14 protein-coding genes are annotated in these 19,553 nt (G+C 55.5%); 1 reads left to right on the top strand and 13 read right to left on the bottom strand.

From position 1 onward, the window contains the following. The 12 genes from ABD949_RS29005 to ABD949_RS28950 all read right to left on the bottom strand — a co-directional run bounded on the left by ABD949_RS29005 (nucleotide 1) and on the right by ABD949_RS28950 (nucleotide 17,351). Nucleotides 1-672, bottom strand: coding sequence for a bifunctional 4-hydroxy-2-oxoglutarate aldolase/2-dehydro-3-deoxy-phosphogluconate aldolase (locus ABD949_RS29005; RefSeq protein WP_345249758.1), 672 nt, complete (start codon nucleotides 670-672; stop codon nucleotides 1-3). Then, a complete protein-coding gene (locus ABD949_RS29000; RefSeq protein ID WP_345249756.1) occupies nucleotides 669-1,685 on the bottom strand; it encodes a 2-dehydro-3-deoxygalactonokinase in 1,017 nt (338 codons plus the stop codon). Before ABD949_RS29000 ends, ABD949_RS29005 begins: the two co-directional genes overlap by 4 nt. A gap of 48 nt (nucleotides 1,686-1,733) precedes the next feature. Then, nucleotides 1,734-3,953, bottom strand: coding sequence for an outer membrane protein assembly factor BamB family protein (locus ABD949_RS28995; RefSeq protein ID WP_345249754.1), 2,220 nt, complete (start codon nucleotides 3,951-3,953; stop codon nucleotides 1,734-1,736). A gap of 9 nt (nucleotides 3,954-3,962) precedes the next feature. After that, nucleotides 3,963-5,144, bottom strand: coding sequence for a galactonate dehydratase (gene dgoD / locus ABD949_RS28990; protein ID WP_425576823.1), 1,182 nt, complete (start codon nucleotides 5,142-5,144; stop codon nucleotides 3,963-3,965). A gap of 130 nt (nucleotides 5,145-5,274) precedes the next feature. Then, nucleotides 5,275-6,627: an enolase C-terminal domain-like protein gene (locus ABD949_RS28985; RefSeq protein ID WP_345249750.1), complete on the bottom strand. Its 1,353-nt coding sequence runs from the start codon at nucleotides 6,625-6,627 to the stop codon at nucleotides 5,275-5,277. A 54-nt stretch (nucleotides 6,628-6,681) separates the two neighbouring features. Continuing rightward, on the bottom strand, nucleotides 6,682-8,217 hold the full coding sequence (locus ABD949_RS28980) for a SusD/RagB family nutrient-binding outer membrane lipoprotein (RefSeq protein WP_345249748.1): 1,536 nt from the start codon (nucleotides 8,215-8,217) through the stop codon (nucleotides 6,682-6,684). 25 nt (nucleotides 8,218-8,242) lie between these two features. Next, a complete protein-coding gene (locus ABD949_RS28975; RefSeq protein WP_345249746.1) occupies nucleotides 8,243-11,377 on the bottom strand; it encodes a SusC/RagA family TonB-linked outer membrane protein in 3,135 nt (1,044 codons plus the stop codon). A 71-nt stretch (nucleotides 11,378-11,448) separates the two neighbouring features. Then, the gene (locus ABD949_RS28970; protein ID WP_345249744.1) at nucleotides 11,449-12,693 is read right to left on the bottom strand and encodes a mandelate racemase/muconate lactonizing enzyme family protein; all 1,245 of its coding nucleotides are present in this window, start codon (nucleotides 12,691-12,693) and stop codon (nucleotides 11,449-11,451) included. Between the two features lie 56 nt (nucleotides 12,694-12,749). Then, the gene (locus ABD949_RS28965; RefSeq protein WP_345249742.1) at nucleotides 12,750-13,784 is read right to left on the bottom strand and encodes a LacI family DNA-binding transcriptional regulator; all 1,035 of its coding nucleotides are present in this window, start codon (nucleotides 13,782-13,784) and stop codon (nucleotides 12,750-12,752) included. 337 nt (nucleotides 13,785-14,121) lie between these two features. Continuing rightward, nucleotides 14,122-14,577 carry a hypothetical protein gene (locus tag ABD949_RS28960; protein WP_345249740.1) on the bottom strand — a complete coding sequence of 152 codons (456 nt, stop codon included), beginning with the start codon at nucleotides 14,575-14,577 and terminating at the stop codon, nucleotides 14,122-14,124. An 83-nt stretch (nucleotides 14,578-14,660) separates the two neighbouring features. After that, the gene (locus ABD949_RS28955) at nucleotides 14,661-16,862 is read right to left on the bottom strand and encodes a xanthine dehydrogenase family protein molybdopterin-binding subunit (RefSeq protein WP_345249738.1); all 2,202 of its coding nucleotides are present in this window, start codon (nucleotides 16,860-16,862) and stop codon (nucleotides 14,661-14,663) included. 21 nt (nucleotides 16,863-16,883) lie between these two features. Continuing rightward, on the bottom strand, nucleotides 16,884-17,351 hold the full coding sequence (locus ABD949_RS28950; protein ID WP_345249736.1) for a (2Fe-2S)-binding protein: 468 nt from the start codon (nucleotides 17,349-17,351) through the stop codon (nucleotides 16,884-16,886). Between the two features lie 233 nt (nucleotides 17,352-17,584). Between ABD949_RS28950 and ABD949_RS28945 the strand changes: the two genes are divergently transcribed. Beyond that, the gene (locus ABD949_RS28945; protein WP_345249734.1) at nucleotides 17,585-19,177 is read left to right on the top strand and encodes a phytoene desaturase family protein; all 1,593 of its coding nucleotides are present in this window, start codon (nucleotides 17,585-17,587) and stop codon (nucleotides 19,175-19,177) included. 110 nt (nucleotides 19,178-19,287) lie between these two features. Here ABD949_RS28945 and ABD949_RS28940 read toward each other — a convergent pair whose 3' ends face one another. Further along, nucleotides 19,288-19,542, bottom strand: coding sequence for a hypothetical protein (locus tag ABD949_RS28940; protein WP_345249732.1), 255 nt, complete (start codon nucleotides 19,540-19,542; stop codon nucleotides 19,288-19,290). Nucleotides 19,543-19,553: the final 11 nt, after the last annotated feature.

The raw sequence follows: 19,553 nt of genomic DNA, 5'->3' as shown, positions 1-19,553 counted from the left end.
TTAGTTGAGGGGTTGAGTGGTTAACTGGTTCATTGGGGTGGGCAGCTCGGCCAGAAACGTTTGAAAGTGGGCTTTGAGGGCCGGCCAGTTTTTTGCGTTGATGATCTGTTTGTCGAAAAGCTCTCCGCCGATGCCGAGACCGTCGGCATCGGCTTTCAGGAAAGCAGCCATGTTTTGTAAACTGATGCCGCCCGTGGGCAGCAGCTTTATCTGATTGAGGGGGGCTTTCAGGTCTTTGATGTAGCCGGGCCCCATGGCTGCGGCCGGATAGACTTTGACCATGGTCACACCCAGCGACCATGCTTTGTAGATTTCCGTAGGCGTAAAAGCACCGGGAAAGATGGGAATTTCCTGCTTTTGGCAGGCTTTGATGATTTTCTTCTCCAGAATGGGCGTTACAATGAACTGGGCCCCGGCATCCAGCGCTTCTTTCAAATCCTTTTTCGTGCATACGGTTCCGGCACCGATGTTCAGGTCGCCAGAATAGAGGTCCCGTGCCTGCCGGATGATCTCCGCTGCGCCATCGGTGTTCATCGTAATTTCAACGGTTGTCAGTCCGGCGTCCCGGTAAACAGGCAGAATGGCTGCCACAGCTTCGGGTGTCAGGTTACGGATGATGCCGATGATTGGAACCCTGGAAAACAGCTCCTGCGAAAACAATGGCTGACTCATTTCACTACTTCGTTTAGTTTCTTCCGGTGGTTCTGGAACAGAATCACCTGCCCCACAATAGCCGCTTTGTCGACCAGCTCCGGTGGCACAATTGTAGTGCGATCAGCCAGCCCCAGCTCTGCAATAGCGAGGGTATAGAACGGATACAAGCTGCTGCCGCAGCACAGCACGAGTTCCTGTTTTGTCTTCTTCTGCAACGGCTTCAGCTCCGACCCGATGAGCAGACCGCTCAGGTACAGGGCGTTTTCCTGACTGTTCAGTTTGCCGAAAAGCTGATTGGTGCGGGTGGTGAAGATCCGGTTGAGCAGGGCGCAGGAGTCGGCGTCTTTCAGCCCCCGTTTAAAAGCATCCGGGCTATGTTCGAGTGAATCGGTCAGTTGCTCCACATCGACAGAGTTTTTGAGAATGCTGTGAGTAGCCAGCAGGCTGAACACCTCACCGGTCATGTAGGTATGGAAGTCGACCAACTGCCCCTGCCGGACATACATGTGCTTGGAGTGGGTGCCGGGACAGATAAAGATGGCGTCGTCCAGCGTACGGTCGGTCGAACGCAGCAACGTAGTTACACCAATCAGCTGCGTTTCCTCCCCCCGCATGACATCTTCTCCGCTCCGAACCCCCGAGACCAGGTACACCTCATGCGGAAAATCCACCTGGCTGTCGAAATAGCAGACACTGGCCCGGCTGCCGTTCAGCGCGAAGGGGAGCTGGGCATAGGGTACGTCCTCCATGCCAATGGACGAAGAGGCCATACCGGAAATAATCATGGGCACATGATCCAGCGGAATGCTTGCCCGATTTGCCAGCCCGGCAATTTTTGTTTTTAGCTGCCGGCGAAAGAATTCCGGTTTAGGTACAGCGTCCTCCCCGGCCTGCTGTTTCCAGCTATTGAACGTAGTCGCAATCCCATCCGGCGACACCTCCTGGGCCAGCACGGTAAAGTCAGCGATATGAATGACTTGCAACCGAAAAACAGACGTTCCCCAATCACAACACAGCAGGTAATTTTCCATTAAAACAGATCGGTCTCCACTCACATAATACAGGCCTGACAACTCCCCCTACGGCAACGCAAACGCCACATACGTACCACCGGGCTTCAGCCCGTACCGCGTTCCGCCGGCGGCAATCACCACATACTGCTTCCCATTCACCATGTACGTAATGGGTGTCGCAAAACCACCCGCCGGCAGCTTATACTGCCACAGCACCTTGCCGGTTTTCCGGTCAAACGCCCGCAGGTGTTCGTCGTAGGTGGCGGCAATAAACACCAGCCCACCCGACGTGACTACCGGTCCGCCATGATTTTCGGTACCCGTCGGTTGGATACCCTTTTTGCTGAGTTCGGGATATTCGCCCAGCGGCACCCGCCAGAGGTACTCGCCCGTGTTCAGGTCTACGGCATTGAATGTCCCCCAGGGTGGTTTTACGGCCGGATAGTTGTCCTTGTCGCGGAACTGCGTAAAGCCATTGTTTATAAATGGCGGCAGGTAGGGGAATGATGGACTTTCATCCACACCATTGTCAGTGCCCGCCAGTTTCGACTCGGATTCCTTCTCCGTTTTCAGCAGAAAATTGACGATAGCCTCCCGGTCGGCGCGGGCAATATGCTGGAAGGACGGCATACGGCCCCGACCGGTTTCCAGGACGGTGTGAATCTGGGCTTTGTTCAGACGCTTATTCACATCCATCAGGGATGGATACGCTTGTGCCCCTTCCCCACCAACACCTCCTTTACCATCGGCCCCGTGACAGGCGGAACAGTAGGTGTTGAACAGCGTTGAGCCGCGGGTCGCCACGGCCGTAGTACCTTTCGGCGGTTCGCGCCGGTCGCGCATCTTCAGGTACCACAGCATGTTGTTGCCGTTGACGTACAGAATACCGTTTGGATCGGCTGCGGTACCGCCCCATTCAGCTCCTCCGCCCAGGCCCAGCAGCAGGTTACCCTCCAGACTCGGTGGCATGTACTTGCCGTTGCGGCTGCTCCGGAACCGCTCCAGCGCAAAGGCTCTCGCTTCCGATGTTCGGTCGGTCAGCGTAGCTTCGGTCACGGTTTGCATGGCAAAAGGAGCCGGCTTAACCGGTATAGGTTGCGTGGGCCAGGGCTGTTCACCGGGCAGGGCCGGCGAAGTTGGCACCGGTACTTCGTTAACCGGGAACAGCGGCTCGCCGGTATCGCGGTTGAAGACAAAAATCAGTCCGTCTTTAGTGGCCTGCGCCACCGCATCAACCTTACGTGGCCGGCCGTCGGGGCCATTGTGCGTTACCGTAATCAGGTTAGGCTGGCAGGGCAGGTCATGGTCCCACAGATCGTGGTGGATGGTCTGGTAGTGCCAGATGCGTTTACCCGTTTCGGCGTTGAGCGCGATCACGCAGTTGGCAAACAGATTCTGACCCGGCCGGTCTCCGCCGTAGAAATCGACCGATGGCGAGCCGGTACCGGCAAAGACCATCCCCCGCTTTTCATCCACCACCAGACCGGCCCAGCAGTTGGCCCCGCCGATCTTTTTATACGATTCTTTGCCCCAGGTTTCGTAGCCGTACTCGCCCGGCTGGGGAATGGTATGGAAAACCCAGGCCAGCTTACCCGTCCGGACGTTGAAAGCCCGCAGGTGCCCAGGGAGCGCATCGCCCGATTCGGAGACGCTGGAGCCCATAATGATCAGGTCCTTGTAAATCACACCGGGCGTCGTAGACCGGATCGACAGGTTGGCTACTTCATGGCCCAGGGTTTCTTTGGTACCGAGTCCCTCGTGTAAATCAACTTCTCCACCGTCGCCAAAGCTCTCTACCCGCTTACCTGTGGTCGCGCTGATGGCGTACAGGCTCGACCCTACCGAATACAGGATGCGCTTATCGGTGCCATCGGCCCAGTAGACCACACCCCGAACCGGGTGCGTCTGCGGCTTCCGGCCTGGATCGGCAAACGGGTCAAACTGCCACAGTTGCCTGCCCGTAGCGGCATCGACAGCAAAGAGTTTCATGCGCGGGGTAGTCCCGTACAATACACCACCAACCACAATGGGCTGGCACTGAATATCATTGCCCCGCCCGTCGGGATTGTTGTTTTCTCCGGTGTCGTAGCTCCAGGCCGGTTGCAGATTCGTGACGTTTTGAGTGTTAATCTGCGTCAGGGAGGAATATCGGTTGCCGGCCTTGTTGCCGCCGTATGTGTCCCAGTCTTCATTTTGCCGGACGGATACCGTCCGGCTCGGACCCGTATGCACACAACTACTGGCCACCAGCAGCGCCAGCAGGAAGGGCTGTAAAATTGACTTCATGAGTAGCAGTTACCAATCGACGACCGACCCATCGAGTGCGTTGTAGCTCTCCGGGTTCTTCCAGTCGTGCCCGATTTTATCTTTCAGTAGAGCTTCATCCAGTTCGATGCCCAGACCGGGCCCTCGCGGAATCAGCACGGTTCCATCTTTCTGCAATTTAAAAGGTTGTTTCAAATAACCCTCACCCAGGGTTACCTGCTCCTGCACCAGGAAGTTGGGCACACTGGCGGCCAGGTGCAGGCCAACGGCCAGCGAGATCGGCCCCATGGGATTATGCGGGGCTACGGGCACGTAATAAGCCTCAGCCATACCGGCAATGATACGCCCTTCGGTAATGCCACCCGCGTGACAGAGATCAGGCTGAATGATGCTGGCCGCCCGCTTCTCCAGAATTTCCCGAAAGCCCCATTTGGTAAAGATCCGCTCGCCCGTAGCAATGGGCAGGTGGGTTCCCCGCGCAATGTCCACCAACACATCTACATTCTGCGCCTGCACCGGCTCCTCTACAAACATGGGTTTATACGGCTCCAGCTCTTTAATGAGAAGTTTGGAGGTCTGCGGTGGGATAGCGCCGTGGAAGTCGATACCAATATCCATATCATTGCCACCGGCTTCGCGCAGGGATGCAAAGTTGTCGATGGCGTATTTGATAAACTTCGGATTCTCGACGAAATCGGACGGGTTCTTTTTAGCCACCCCCGTTTTTATCACCGTAAAGCCTTCAGCCTTTCGCTTCTTCATATCCTCTGCGTTGCTGGCCCGGCCATAAACCCGTACCCGGTCCCGCGTTGGTCCGCCGAAAAGCTCATAGACCGGGACGTTCAGCAGTTTACCCTTGATGTCCCATAAAGCATGGTCGATACCGCTTAGGGCGCTCGTCAGAATGGGGCCGCCCCGGTAAAAGGCGTGGCGGTAAATGGCCTGCCAGTGGTGGACTACCTGTCGGGGATCTTTGCCGATCAGGTAGGGTTCCACTTCCTTGATGGCCGTCTGGATCGTAAGCGCCCGGCCCTCGAGCAGGGGCTCGCCCAGGCCCACCACGCCGACATCCGTATGAATTTTCAGAAAGATCCAACGGGGCTTGACCAGGAAGGTTTCCAGTTTCGTGATTTTCACATTGCTGTAATCCCGGAACGGAGCCGGATTGGAAGCATACGACGATTGGGGCAGCAACAGGCCCGTTCCCGCCATTCCCAGTACGGACTGAATGGCCGAACGGCGGGAGTGTTTGTTATTTTTCACGGTTTAGGGGTTTAGGAATATTTGTTACCCCCAACCCCCTGAAGGGCGGTCCGACGGGTCGGGTTGGGGGTGAATAACCTTACGGCCTGATAATCGTCCCGTCCATCTTGCGCACCTGCCAGTTTGACTTTGTTCCAATTGGGTATTTGGCAGCCTCTTTCTCGTTGATGTCGACGCCAAGCCCCGGCACTTCATTGACCGACATATAGCCTTTGTTCATGGTTGGGCAGCCTGAGAATACCTCCTTCATCTTATCCGAGAAGCTGACAGCTTCCTGAATACCGAAATTCCAGACGGCCAGGTCAATATGGGCATGGGCGGCATGACCCACCGGCGACACATCACCGGGACCGTGCCAGGCCGTGCGGACGTTGAACCACTCACCTAACCTCGCTACTTTCATGGCCGGCGTAATACCACCAATCTGCGACACGTGGATGCGGATGTAGTCAAACCACTGATTCACCATCGGCTCCTTGAACTCGTTGATGTTGTTGAACAGCTCACCCATGGCTATGGGGACGGTAGTGGTCTGCCGCAGTTGAGCAAACCACTTCATGTTTTCAGGGGAGAACGGATCTTCAATAAAGAACGGCTGGTACTGCTCAACCTGCTTGATCATATTAATGGCGTCCATCGGCTGCACCCGCTCGTGGATGTCGTGCAGAAGTTCTACATCCTCCCCGCATCGCTTCCGCACCACATCGAACATCTTGGGCACTGCCCGCAGGTACTGCCGCTCGTTCATGTAGTTGTCGGTTTCACCCCCAAATTTGGCTGCCTTAAAATCCGGCTGCTGGTTTATACTGCCGACTCCGCCATAGCCACCCTGCTGGATACGTACGTACTTAAAGCCCCGGTCGATGATGCTCTGAGCGCTCTCGGCCACCTCTTCGGGCGTTTTGCCGCTGGCGTGGGTATAACACGGTATGGCAAAACGGGCTTTACCACCCAGCAGTTGGTACACCGGCATCTTCGCCCGTTTTCCTTTTATGTCCCACAGGGCCTGATCCAGACCGCTCAGGGCATTGTTGAGCACCGGCCCGTTCCGCCAGTAGGAACTGACGTACACCGATTGCCAGATGTCCTCAATATTGTCAACATCTTTGCCAACCACCAGATCGGGCAGGTACGAGTTGATAGCCGTGACCACGGCAACCGCCCGTTGGGTAAAGGTAGCGCAACCGAGGCCGTACAAACCGGGCTCAGTTGTCTCTACCTTAACGACAATCAGATTGGAGCCCTGGGGAGCGGTAGCAATGGCTTTTACGCTTTTGATTTTAACGGTAGGCATGCCATCGGCGTAGCCTGGCTTTGGCTGTTCGCGGGCTTCTGCACGGGAAGTACCGCCAAACAGGCCCAGCAGTCCGGCCGACGAGCCCATGCCCAGCATTTTGAGCGTTTCCCGGCGGCTTTGTTCCAGTTTATTCATGCTGTGATAAAAAGTAAGGGTTCAGGAGGTAATATAGTCAATTCAGAAATAGGCTCATTGCTTATCCCACCAGATGCGGGTATCCAGTGTGTTCGCTCCCTGCCGTTTAATGGCTTCGTTCATATTGGCAGAGTTCACCACGATCTCACTATCGGGATACGGCAGGCGACGGATAAAATCGCCTTTCACTTCCGAACCGGGATACGGATTCTTCTTCAGGGCCGGATATCCACTGCGCCGGAAGTTGGCAAACGACTCGTTGCCGTCCAGGAACGTAGACACCCAGTACTGGGTATTAATCTGCTCCAGCGCCTTGCTGGTATCCAGCGGGTGTGCATCCAGGTATGCTTTAATGGTAGCCTCCGGAATGGTTACACCGTATTGCGCCATCTGCTCCAGGTTCGCCCGCACGCCCTTGGTGAAGTATTCAGCCGCTGAACCCGTTACCCAGCCCCGAACGGCCGCTTCCGCCAGCAGCAACTGCACCTGGGAATACGTGATGTGGAACTCCGGCGAATCCAGTTTCAGCACGGTGTTCAGGTTGACCTGCGAGAAATCCCAGAGACTGGCCACGCCATGCTGCTGCAACACGGTGGTAATGGATACGTCGTTGTAGCCCATCGGCATGCCCACCTGCACACTGGGGTCTGACGACGCCCGCGAAGTCGTCTGCTCCTGCCCTCCTTTGGCCCCTACGTAGCGCACGGCAAAGATCGGCAACCGGGGGTCGTTGTTTTCTTTCAGGTAGTTCACAAACGGAGCTGCCAGATAAAAATTAGTCTTTTCCCGGGCAGCCAGGTGGTTGGCGATGTAGTTGTTGTAGATGGCCGTGTGCCGGATCACCGAGTTATCGGCGTTGGACTGAAACACACCGCCGGCCACCGCTTTCTTCACGTAGGCTTCGGCCGTTGCCGGATCTACTTTAGTCAGGCGCATGGCCGCCCGCAGCATAAACGAATAACCTAAGCGCTTCCACTTGGCGACATCGCCCCCGTACAAAATGTCGGTGGTAACCGGAGCTTCAGTGGTTTTCAATGCGGCCGATGCTTCTTCCAGTTCTTTCAGAATGTCCTTGTAGATGGCCTGCTGGGCATCGTATTTCGGGGAGATAATCTCGTTGGTGTACCCCTGTCCGGCTTCAAAATACGGTATGTCCCCGTAGGTGTCGGTCAGGATCATAAACACGTAGGCCTTCCAGATGCGGGCTGCCTGATAGGTATTCACCTGTAACGGGTCGCTCTTTGTCTGGTCAATAACAGCAACCAGTTGCTTGACCACGTTGCGGTAGAAGTTAGTCCAGACCAGGGGCGTGTTGCTGTTGTTGACCTGGTCGTAATTGGCACCAGACAGCGAACTGCCGTAGGGCGTAATGATCTGCTGCACAATGCCGAAGTTGTAGGTCAGCATCCCCAGCGTACCAAAACCATCGAGGTAGGTAGTGCTGACAATTGCTTTGTTCAGCACCAGCGACGGAGCCAGCGAGGTTGGGTCTACCTTGTTGGTATTTACATCGGTAAAGCCCTGGTCGCAGCCGGAGAACACGCTCAGCGAGAACAGCAGGGCGAGGGTATATTTGAACTGATTTTTCATGTTTTTCTAGCGTTTGCGGACTCAATTAAAATCTGAGGTTGAGGTTAAAGCCGACGCTGCGGGTTGGCGGCAAACCGGGCCAGAAATCAAGCCCCACGGCGTTGTCCGACGATACCAGCGCTTCTTCCGGGTCCATGTTCTCCGTCCACTTTTTTAACACCAGCACATTATTGGCTACGGCATTTAGCCTGACGCCCTTGATAAACAGCCGCTCGGGCAGGAGTTTGGTAAAGTCATAGCCCAGTGACACCTGACGTAGTTTCCAAAAGCCGGCATTGAACACAAAGTCCTCATTGATACCCAGGGGGTTAATTGACTCGTAGAAGGGCTGCACAGCCGCTTTGGTCTTGTTCACCTCCCCGTTCGGATTTACCCCGTTCCCAATCACAAAACCCTCGGCCCGGCCCGGCAGCGTCCGCTTCGATAAGCCGTGGCGCATGTAGTTGATATTCCGGCCGGCGATCATTTTGTGACCAAGCTTGAAGTCGATCAGCGCCGACAACTGAATACCTTTGTAGGTAAAGGTATTGGTAATACCGCCGAAGTACCTGGGCAGCGCATTGCCCACGTTTTGCAGCACATTATTGCGCAGCGGCATCCCACTGTTGGCGTCAAACACCTGCCGGCCCTGGGCATCGCGCAGGTAGGTGAAGGTATACAACTGGCCAATGGGCTTACCCACCACCTGGTGCAGGTTGCGCCCACCACCCGAACTAACGGTGATCATGGTGTCGTTCGGTGAGAGGCCCAGCCGCAGCACTTTCGAGGTGTTGTACGAGACATTGGCGTTGACATCCCAGCGGAAGCCACCCGTGTTGACTGGCGAAAAGTTGGCCGCCAGCTCGATACCCTGGTTCTGACTCCGGCCGACGTTGATCAGCTTGCTGGTGTAGGAAGAGGCATCGGAGATCTGGGCGGCCAGAATCTGGTCGTCGGTTGTCTTGTGGTAGTAGGTCAGATCCAGCCCGAGCAGATTGCCAAACAGTTTCAGTTCCAGACCCACCTCGGCTTCCTGAATGCGGAGGGGACGCAGGTTTTTGTTGGGAACAACGGATGCATTGATACCCCCCAGCGGAACCAGTTGGCCCGACGGATTGGGGAATGAGTTATTGTCTACGGCATAGTATAGGGCGTTGGAATACGGCGCTACGTTATCCGACCCCACCTGCGCGTAGGCCGCCCGCAGCTTCCCGAACGAGAGCCAGGTAGGCATGTTCTCAAACGCCTGTGAGAAAATAAAGCTACCCGTTACCGACGGGTACAGGATGCTGCGGTTGTTTTCGGCCAGGGTTGAGAACCAGTCGTTGCGAGCCGTCATGTTCAGGTACAGGAAATCCTTGTATGAAACCGTAGCTGCTCCGAACAGGGAGTTGATCTTCTTTTCTGACAGGCCATAAATCGGGTTCTTAATCCTACCATTGGCTACCGTATACAGACCCGGCTGCACAAAATCCTGCACCGTTACGCTGTTGTAATCGTTCCGGGCGTAGCGGGCATTCCCTCCCAGGGTAATGTCCAGACCAATGGTCCCGAATGTTTTGTTTGCGCCCAAAATGAAGTCAAGATTTCGCTCGGTATTCTGCCGCACATCCTGCGTGTACGAGCCGTTTACATACCCGACCGGGGCGCGGGGAATCGGCGCGTAGCCGTTCGGAATGTTATAGTCCTGATTCCGTACATAATAGTCCTGAGCAATCCGGCCCTGCAGGTACAGCCAGTCGGTGAACTGGTATTTGAGGGCGATGTTGCCGAACAGCCGGTCCCGCTTGATGTTCTCGAAGTGCTTGTTCATGGAATAGTACGGGTTGTTCCGTACCAGAAAGCGCGAAAACACAAACTCATCGCCGTTGGGCAGGGTCTGGTTCTGCTCCAGGGCATCAAACGGCATTGAGTTGGCTAGCGTGAATATGACCGTAGACACCGAGAAGTCCTGCGTGTTCAACTGGGGCGGGTTTATGTTATTCTCTTTGGAGTAGTTGATGTTTCCGGAAGCCGTCAGTTTGCTGGTAATATTCTGCGTAAAGCCCAGGTTTACCACCTTGCGGTTGAACGTATTATTCTGCATAATACCCTTGTTGTCGGTATTTCCCAGCGACAGGCTGAAACCGCCGTTCTGTCCGTTGTTGGATACCGTGACGGTATTGGTAAAGTTGGTCCCCACGCGGTAGAACTTACTAACGCGGTTGTATACCGGCTCATACGGCCAGGTTTCGTTATCGAACAGGGTCTGCGTCATGCCCGGCTGAAATTTCTCGCCGAAGCTCCAAACGCCCGAGGTTGGGTTTGGGGTAGTGGGGCGCTTACCCCCTTCACCCTGGCCGTATTCGTATTGAAAATCCGTAAAATCGAGCGGGGTATCGGTGGTAAAGTTGGTATTGTAGGTAACACCGAAGCCTTTGCCGGTACCTTTATTTTTGGTGGTAATCATCACCACGCCGTCTTTGGCCCGTGAGCCGTACAGCGCAGCCGCCGTAGCGCCTTTCAGCACGGTCATGGTTTCGATATCGTCGGGGTTGATACTGCTCAGACCGTCGCCCCCGTCGGAGCTGTTGGCCGCCCGCGAGCCGAAATCCCCGCCCAGGGCATAATTGGAGTTGTCAATGGGCACCCCGTTCACCACGATCAGCGGGTTGTTCTGACCGCTGAAGGACGACTGGCCGCGAATCCGGATTTTGGCCGTTCCGGCGGGTCCTGTACCCATAGTGGTAATGTTCACCCCGGCCATTTTACCCTGTAAGCCGCTCATAAAGTTAGGCGTCCGGTTGGTCGAAATCTGGTCGGCGTTGACGGTGGCCGTGGCGTATCCCAGCGTCTTGGCCTCCTTCTCGATACCAAGGGCGGTGACCACGACCTCATTCAGGCTTTTGGTGTCTTCTACCAGCTGCACATTGATCACCGAGCGACCGTTGACCGGAACCGTCTGGGTAACGTAGCTAATGTAGGAAAATACCAGCGAAGCTTTGTCCGGTACGCTGATGGTGTAGTTACCCGTGGCGTCGGTAACGGTACCAACCGTGCTGCCGTTAATGACGACATTTACCCCAGGAAGGCCCTGGTTATCGGCACCGGTTACCCGACCGGTTACTCTGCCCCCCTGCGCAAACACAACCGTTTGCCCAAGCAGCAACAGAAAGGCTGCAAACCATAGATTTTTTCTCATAATAAGGGAGTGGTTAACTGTAAAAGAAGGTAATAACGTAATACAGGTAAGCCTCAAAAGCACCGGTGGTTTTACCAGTTGTGGATGGCACCGTCGGGACTTTTCAGGATCGGGTGAGGGAACTTCGTGTTTGAGGTTACCTCCATGACAAACGTGGCTTTTTTCGGGTCAAACCGCACACCCAGGCCGGGGGCCGGGTTCAGGTACAGCTTACCGTTTTTGAAGTTCACAAAATCTTCGTTGAAGTAAGGCGGCCGCTCAGGCTCGCCCCCGCCCAGCTCCATCAGGCAGCGCATAGGGCTGCTGGAGCCCAGCACATGCACCAGCGTAGCCGTAGCCAGCGGGCCGGTAAAGTGCGGGATCATGCCCACGTAGTGCGTCTCACACATCGACGCCAGCTTTTTAAATTCCGAAATGCCGCCGGTATTGGGCAGGGTAAAACGGGTATAATCGATAAGGTGCTGCTCGATAAAATTGTTGCTGTCCCAGCGGTCGCCAAACTGCTCGCCAACGGCGATGGGTACCGTCGTCATCTGCCGAACGGTCTTATATACGTCGGGGTTCTCCGAGCGCACAATATCCTCGACGAAGTACGGTTCCAGGTTCTCCAGCGCTTTGCATATCTTGATCCCTTCGGTCGTATCAAACCGGGTATGCAGATCGATGGCCCATTTGCCCCCTCCGCCCACAGCGGCATCGATCCGCTTGCAGAATTCGATCGTTTTCCTGGCGTTGTCGTAGAAGTCGAAGGGCTGATCGCCGTTACCGCCGGTTGGCCCGATGCGGTAAGCCCGCAGACCGGCCTCGATGCAGTCGCGGGCCCGCTCCTCTTCAGTTTTGGCTTTGGAAGCGCGAAAACCGGTGGCGTAACACTCCACATAATCGCGGGTGGCACCGCCCAGTAGTTCATAGACCGGCACATCCAGGGCTTTGCCTTTGATGTCCCAGAGTGCCATTTCCAGGGCACCCAGCGCGTGCAGTTTCTCGCGGCCGGGCGGATAAAACATTCCCCGGTACAGGTTCTGCCAGATATGCTCAATGCGGAAGGGGTTCTCGCCGATCATCATCTGGGCGCACTGCTCGATCATGTCTTTAGAGCCACCTTCACCAATACCGATAATGCCGCCGTCGGTTTCTATTTCGACAATACCCCGCGCCTGGTTGAACAGGGGCTTGTTGTAACCGGGCGCACTGTAGTAGCGAATTTTGGTGATCTTGAGTTTCGGCGGAGCGGCCTCTGCCTCCGGAATCGGAAAACCGGCCAAAGCCGCACCGGCACCGAGTACCGCCGATTGCAGAAAACGTCTACGTTGCATAAAAGAAGGTAAGGATTTAGGATAGTTAAACGATTAGGCTTTTATAAAAAAATAGATCAGTCTACTGCTGCTTTTGCTTTAGACGAGCTTCGGGTAATAATCTCTGCTTCCATCATCACCTGCTTTTTTTCCCCTTCTTCCCCCTTCAGTTTCTTCACCAGCACCTCCACCGCCGTTTTTCCCAGATCTGCCATCGGCTGGTGGACGTACGTGATCGGGCAGTAATAGAGGTCAAACGCTTCGGCCTGCCCGAAACTGACAATGGCCAGATCATCCGGCACCTTCAACCCCAGCTCATTTATGTATTTTAAGCCGCTAATGGCTAATCGGTACGTTCCAAATATCAGGGCGTTTACCCGGTGGCGGGCCTCCAGCATATTATCGATCCCCGTCCTGATTTCTTCCAGTGTATTGAATTCAACCTCCAGCAGCCATTCGGGCTCAGCCGCAATCTGGTGATTCTGCAGGGCTTCCTGGTAGCCCCGGATACGCTCCTTCATGTGGAAGAGCCGGGATTTATAGCCGATGAAGCCGATTTTTAAATACCCCCCTTCAAGCAAATGCGTTGCGGCTTCGTAGGCCGCCTTATAGTTATTTAAGGATACATAATCGGTGGGCAGTTCAGGAAAGTGCCGGTCCAGCAGCACAAACGGAATGTTCTTGTCCATCAGGTCCTGCACCTGTTCTTCCGTATCCTCCGAGGAAACGATGATAAACCCGTCTACTTTTCGATTGACAAAGACATCGATCAGGTCCCGCGACTTGGCCGCATTTTCGTCGGAACTGCCGATGATAACCGTATAGCCATTCTTTTTTGCTTCGTCTTCAACAATCCGGGCAATGTTGGCAAAAAATGGGTTTGATATATCGGCTATGATTAACCCAATCGTGTATGTTTTTCCGCTTCGTAAACTTTTGGCCAGGTAGTTGGGCTGGTAATTGAAATCTTTAGCAATCTGCCGGATTTTTTCGGCGATCTCCTGCCCTACTCTGGTTTCTTTTTCCTTACCGTTTAATACGTACGAGACCAGGGCAGTCGATACCTGTGCCTTCTCGGCAATATCCTTCAAGGACAAATTCTTCTTTCCCATGATCTGTTACGGTTAGCAGCCCTTACTCTTTGGCTCCTGTGTCTAATCAAATGTAAGCTTAATCGATTAAATAACAAATAATCAAGAAAAATTATTTTTATTCTGCGATAAATGCCTTAGCCGTTGTGTTTTAAGGTCACTTTTCTAAGGTTTGGCTATATACCCTCAACAGACTCATTACAGGCGGAGAGAAAGAAATCGGCTATAGCACCTCCCGCCCGGAACATGCGGGCGACGCGCGATGAACCGGACGAAACGTTCAGGCAGATGAACGACCGGTTTCAATAAGAAAACAGAAGCCCCGCCAGTAACATGGCGGGGCTTCTGTGCCTCAGGTTTAGCTCCGGTTTCGGCGGTAGTCCCGATCGCGGTAATCCCGGTCACGGTAGTCCCGGTTACGCTCTTCAAGCCGGCGTAGGGTATCGCGCTGCCGGGAAGTCAGTACCGACAGCAGTTCCTGCCGTTTCTGTTGTTGCAGTCGGCGGTACGCTTCGCGGTAGGTCTGCTCGTCGCGGTTCAGCCCCCGGCGCTCGTATTTCTGAACGATATTGTCTAGTTCCCGCTTTTGCCGGTTCGTCAGGTTCAGTTCGTTCTCGTAGCGTCTCAGTTGTCGCTCCAGGCGGGTATCGCGCATGGTGAGGCCGTCGTCACGGCGGCCGTCGTTCCGGCGGTTGTCGTAGCGTTCGTCGTACCGGTCAGTGCTTCCGGTGCGCGCTCCGGTATACGGCCGCTGGGAGTTGCAGCCGACGGCCAGGGTAGCTATTGCTACCAGCATCAATCCAATCTTTCTCATTGTCAAAAGAAGCTAATGGTGTTTTGCCCTCTTTGACAAAAAACAACGGCTAGGGTTTAACGCAACCTCAATCAGTTGACCACTCAACCAGCAACCTTATCGGGCCGGACAGGCAAATGCCGAACCCGCTTGCCGCAGGCACGGTATACCGCGTTGACGATGGCGGCTGCTGTTGGTCCCTGAGCGGCCTCTCCGGCTCCCAAAGGCGGTTCCGTCGGGCGGTCGACAACGGTAACCGCCACCGCCGGTACGTCGCTAAACCGAACGATCGGATACGACACCCAGTCGCGGCTGGTTACGTGCCGGGCGTCAAACTGCACCTCTTCTTTCAGTGTCCAGCTCGCCGACTGGATCATACCGCCTTCAATCTGATTTTTGAGGCCATCCAGGTTAATGACCTCACCGGCATCGACCACCGCCCACAACTGCTGCATCTGAACGGACCCCTCTTTTGCGTTCACCGCTACCTTGGCGGCCACCGCACAGTAGGCCGATGTGTTTTTGTAGCGGGCAAAACTTATCCCGATCCCTTCACCTGAGCTCACTTTCTGAGCAGCCAATAGTTCCTGAAGTTTGGTCAAAACGGTAATGGCCCGCTGGTCCGACAGGTGCATCAGCCGAAAAGCCATTGGATCCTTTTCGGCTTTCTCGGCCAGTTCGTCCATGAACGACTCAATGGCAAAGACATTCCCATAAGCCCCCAGACTACGCAGCGCCGATACCCGCAGCGGCCCGGCAATCGAGTGCGTATCAATCTGTAGATTCGGAATGGTATAATAGGGCTCCGAGTTACGGGCGGTACCACCGCTGAAGCCCGATGTTTTCAGCGTCAGCGGTTCTTTTCGATGCCAGGCCGGCAGCAGCTTCGAGGGGTCGCCACCGGGGCGGTTGCTGTGGGTGTCCGACCAGAGGTCCAGCTTCCAGTGTGAAATTTTACCGGCATTGTCCAGCCCCGCTTCCAGTTCCATCAGCATGGCGCTGCCGTAGGGCTCCCAGGCGTGTTCTTCCTCCCGCGACCATTGCAGCCGCACCGGCTTACCCGGATACGCCATTGCCAGCAGGGCGGCATCGGCCGCTACATCATCGGCTCCGTTATGACCGTAGCAGCCCGAACCGGGCACGGCCGTTACGTGTACCTGTTCGGCGGATAACTTCAGCCACTTCTGCAAGGCATCCCGCAGCGGAAATACACCCTGGCTGTGCGTCCAGATCTGCAGGTTACCTCCTTCGAACAGGGCTATGGCGCAGGACGGGCCGATGGAACCGTGCATCAGGTACGGCTTGAAATAACTCGCTTTGATAACCGCTCCCGAACCGGACGGGATGATACCCTTTTCGGCTACCCGCTCAGTTTTGGCCGGCAATTCCTTAATATGGTACGCCAGCGACTTGCCCGCCGGCAGCGTATCGGGTACCGACCACTCCGCATGTTGATATAGGTACGTCTGGCCCTTTATTGCGGCATATTCATCAGCGGCAATAACCCCGATAAAGTTGCCGTCTACCACCGTTTTAAGGATACCGGGCACGGCTTGGCGCAGCGCTGCCTCATCGAGTTTTTTCAACCGGGCCTGATAACTGCCGGGTCGTATTACCCTGGCGTGTACCATTCCCGGCAAGCGCAGGTCATGGATATGCACTTGCTCTCCCCGTACCATGCGGCCAATATCCGACCGGGGTACTTCCTTACGCACCAGCCGATACGTATGCTTAGGCTTGAGGGTAATTGGCAGGCGAACTTCATCCTCAATCTGCTTACCGTCCAGAATGTCCGCCAGCGTCAGTTTTTTTCCGCCAGCGGTGCTTACTACTCCGTTTTCCAGTTGGAGCTGGGCAACGGGCCGGCCAAGTTTCTGAGCAGCCCGTTCGAGCAGTAGCTGCCGGGCGGCCGCAGCCGCGTAGCGCACCGACATGGCGCTGCTTTCAATAGACGCGCTTCCGGCGGTATAGCGTTCATCGGGCGTCCGGCCGGTATCGGCCAGGACCAGCTCAACACGCTCCATGGGCAGATCCAGTTCTTCAGCAGCTACCTGAGCGATAGCGGTGCGGATGCCCTGCCCCAATTCTGTTTTACCGGTAAACACCCGTACCCGTCCGTCGGCCAGCACTTCCAGCCAGGCACTTACCCTGGGGTGACGACGCAGACTATCGGGCAACCGGTCGTTCGCTACTACCTCCCCGACGGCCGCCCAGGTATCGGTCATTGAAAAAGCAACCGTCAGACAGCCGGCTCCCTTCAGAAATTTCCGGCGCGATACCGCACCCGCTAATGAAGATTTTTTCATGGCGATAGTTGATTAGGGCTGTTACGAGTGTTGGGCGGCCTGTTTGATAGCCCGCATCACACGGGCCTGCGATCCACATCGGCACAGTACCCGCTGCATCCCCTCCCGAATGGCGGTATCATCGGGCTTTTTGGTTTCCTGCAACAGCGACACCGCCGAGATGACCATACCGTTGAGACAGTACCCGCACTGGGCCGCCTGTTGGTCGACAAACGCCTGCTGTACCGGGTGCAGGCTACCGTCCGGTCGAATCAGCCCCTCAAGTGTGGTAATGGAAAGAGTCGTAACCGCGTCGACCGGGATCTGACAACTGGGATTGGCCTTACCATTCAGCAACACCATACAGGAGCCACACTGGTGGAGGGCGCAACCGTATTTGGGTCCGTTCAGTTGCAACTGGTTGCGCAGCACATACAGCAACGGCGTAGCCGGATCAACGGTGACGGTATGTTTCTTACCGTTCACCTGAAGTGTCAGCGTTTTTTCCATAGTAAGCACAGCGTTTGTCAGTAAACTCGTTTCCCGGCAAAGCATCCCAGGCTATCTTCTAAAGAAAGATAAGGCCCCCCTATACCGGTTCAGGCTCTATTTTATACGGTTCAATCAACCATTTCTCACATTCGTGTGTAAGGGTTGCTACCATTTTGGGCAGGGTGACAATATTTGTTTACTATTCCAGGCATAAGCAAAAACCTATCTATTCTATTCTTCCGTATAACCCTATGAAAACCAGCTACGATTACCTTTTTATCGGTAGCGGGCACAACGCCCTTATTGCCGCAGCCTATCTTGTAAAAGCCGGCCACAGCGTGCTGCTGCTGGAGAAAAACGACCGCGCCGGCGGCCTGGTCCGCACCGAAGAACTTACGCTTCCCGGCTTTATCCACGATACCTATTCAGCCGCGCATCCGCTGTTTACTACTAGTGCCGCCTTTGCCGAATTAGGTGAAGAACTTGGTAAGCGGGGCCTTCACTACTTAAATACCGACCTGCCCACCGGTGTATCAATGCCCGACGGCACAACAGCCGTATTCTCCCGGTCACCGGAAGCCCTGATTGCCGAAGCCGAACGACTGCATCCCGGCGACGGGACCGTTTTAGGCGACCTGCTGAACACCTTTACCCCCTACGCAGGTCCAGTTTTCAGCCTCTTCGGCCAAAGTATGGCATCACCGGAAGCAAAACAGACCCTGGCTACTTTATTAAGCGATCCGGCCTTCAGTTACTTCGCGTTTGGGACCGCCCGGCAGGTGGTCAGCCCGTTCCGGTCAGAAGCCATGAAGGCCATGCTGGCTCCGTGGGTGATGCACCTCGGCCGTACGCCCGACGAAATCGGTAGTGGTGTTTGGGTACCGCTGGTCATGCTGGCCCTGATGGGCGGTGGCATGGCCGTCCCTAAAGGCGGCAGCGAAATGCTGGCAAAATCTCTGGCCACGCTGGTGACCGACTACGGCGGTGCCATTCAATGTGACACCCTTGTTGATCAGATTCTCGTCAAAAACGGAAAAGCGGTGGGCATCCGCGCAACAAACGGCGAACAGTGGGAGGCTAAAAAGGGAGTAATTGCCTCTGTGAACCCCGACCAGCTATACCTGAAACTACTCTCTGAAACACCCGTCGATGGGGTGCTCACCAAACAGGCATCACGCTACCGCTACGGCCGGGGCTGTGTGCAGATCAGCCTGGCGCTGAGCGAGCCACCCTGCTGGCGCGATGAGCGATTCAACCGCATTGGTCAGCCGCACCTGTCGAGCGGTTTGGACAACTGCGCCCTGGCAACCGCCCAGGCTATGGCCGGGCTCCTGCCGACCGATCCAACATTCACAGTGGATTGCGCATCTAATCTGGATCCAACCCGCGCCCCCGAAGGCAAAGCCGTTATGCGGGTGCAGGTGCTGGAGGTACCCTGCCAGCCCAAGGGTGATGCCGCCGGTAAACTAAAACCAGGCAAAGGACTCTGGAACGAGATGTTGAAGGAGAAGTTTGCCGACCGGATCCTCTCGATCGTGGAGAAGCATGTCCCGAATGTAAAGAGCGCCCTGCTGGCCCGGCACATTATCAGCCCCGCCGAACTGGCTAAGTTCAGCCCGAACCTCGGTCCCGGTGACCCGTACGGCGGAGCCCACGATCTGGGCCAGAGTTATGTGTACCGGCCACTACCGGGTCAGCCCAGCCACCAGACCGCCATCCCGAACGTGTATATGCTGGGAGCGGCTACCTGGACCGGGCATGGCGTAAACGGCGGCTCTGGATACATTGTCGCCAAAGAATTATTGAAGCAACAGCCAGTACCGGCCGAACCTGAGTTTGCGTAGAATGCTGTTTACTTCATCAACAACAGAAATGCCCCGCTGACCGGGGCATTTCTGTTGTTGATGAAGGTATTTCGTTTTTGACCGGGCCCAATTGCTGGCTCGCCCGAATATCAGTTAAATCGTTCAGTAGGCGGAGTTTCCGGCAGCACATCGCCGGCCAGAACGGCCGCTTCGTGCAGCAGTTCGGTCACCACCAGCTCGTCGGTTACCTCTTCAATGCGTTCATCAATTTCTTCCAGGTGATTGTCGTCCAGCGACGAAGCGACTGACATACCCAGCAGTAACCGTCCAACGTAGAGCAGGTTGAGCGAAAAGCGCAGTTCGGGTAAGCTCCGGCTGTAGCGGGTTGTCTGGTCCGTGTTCATAGGTATTTTCA

Origin of the sequence: Nibrella saemangeumensis (assembly GCF_039541915.1) — a bacterium.
Classification (GTDB): domain Bacteria; phylum Bacteroidota; class Bacteroidia; order Cytophagales; family Spirosomataceae; genus Nibrella; species Nibrella saemangeumensis.
The sequence above is the reverse complement of the archived record's forward strand: the minus strand, read 5'-3'. Positions and strand labels throughout refer to the sequence as shown.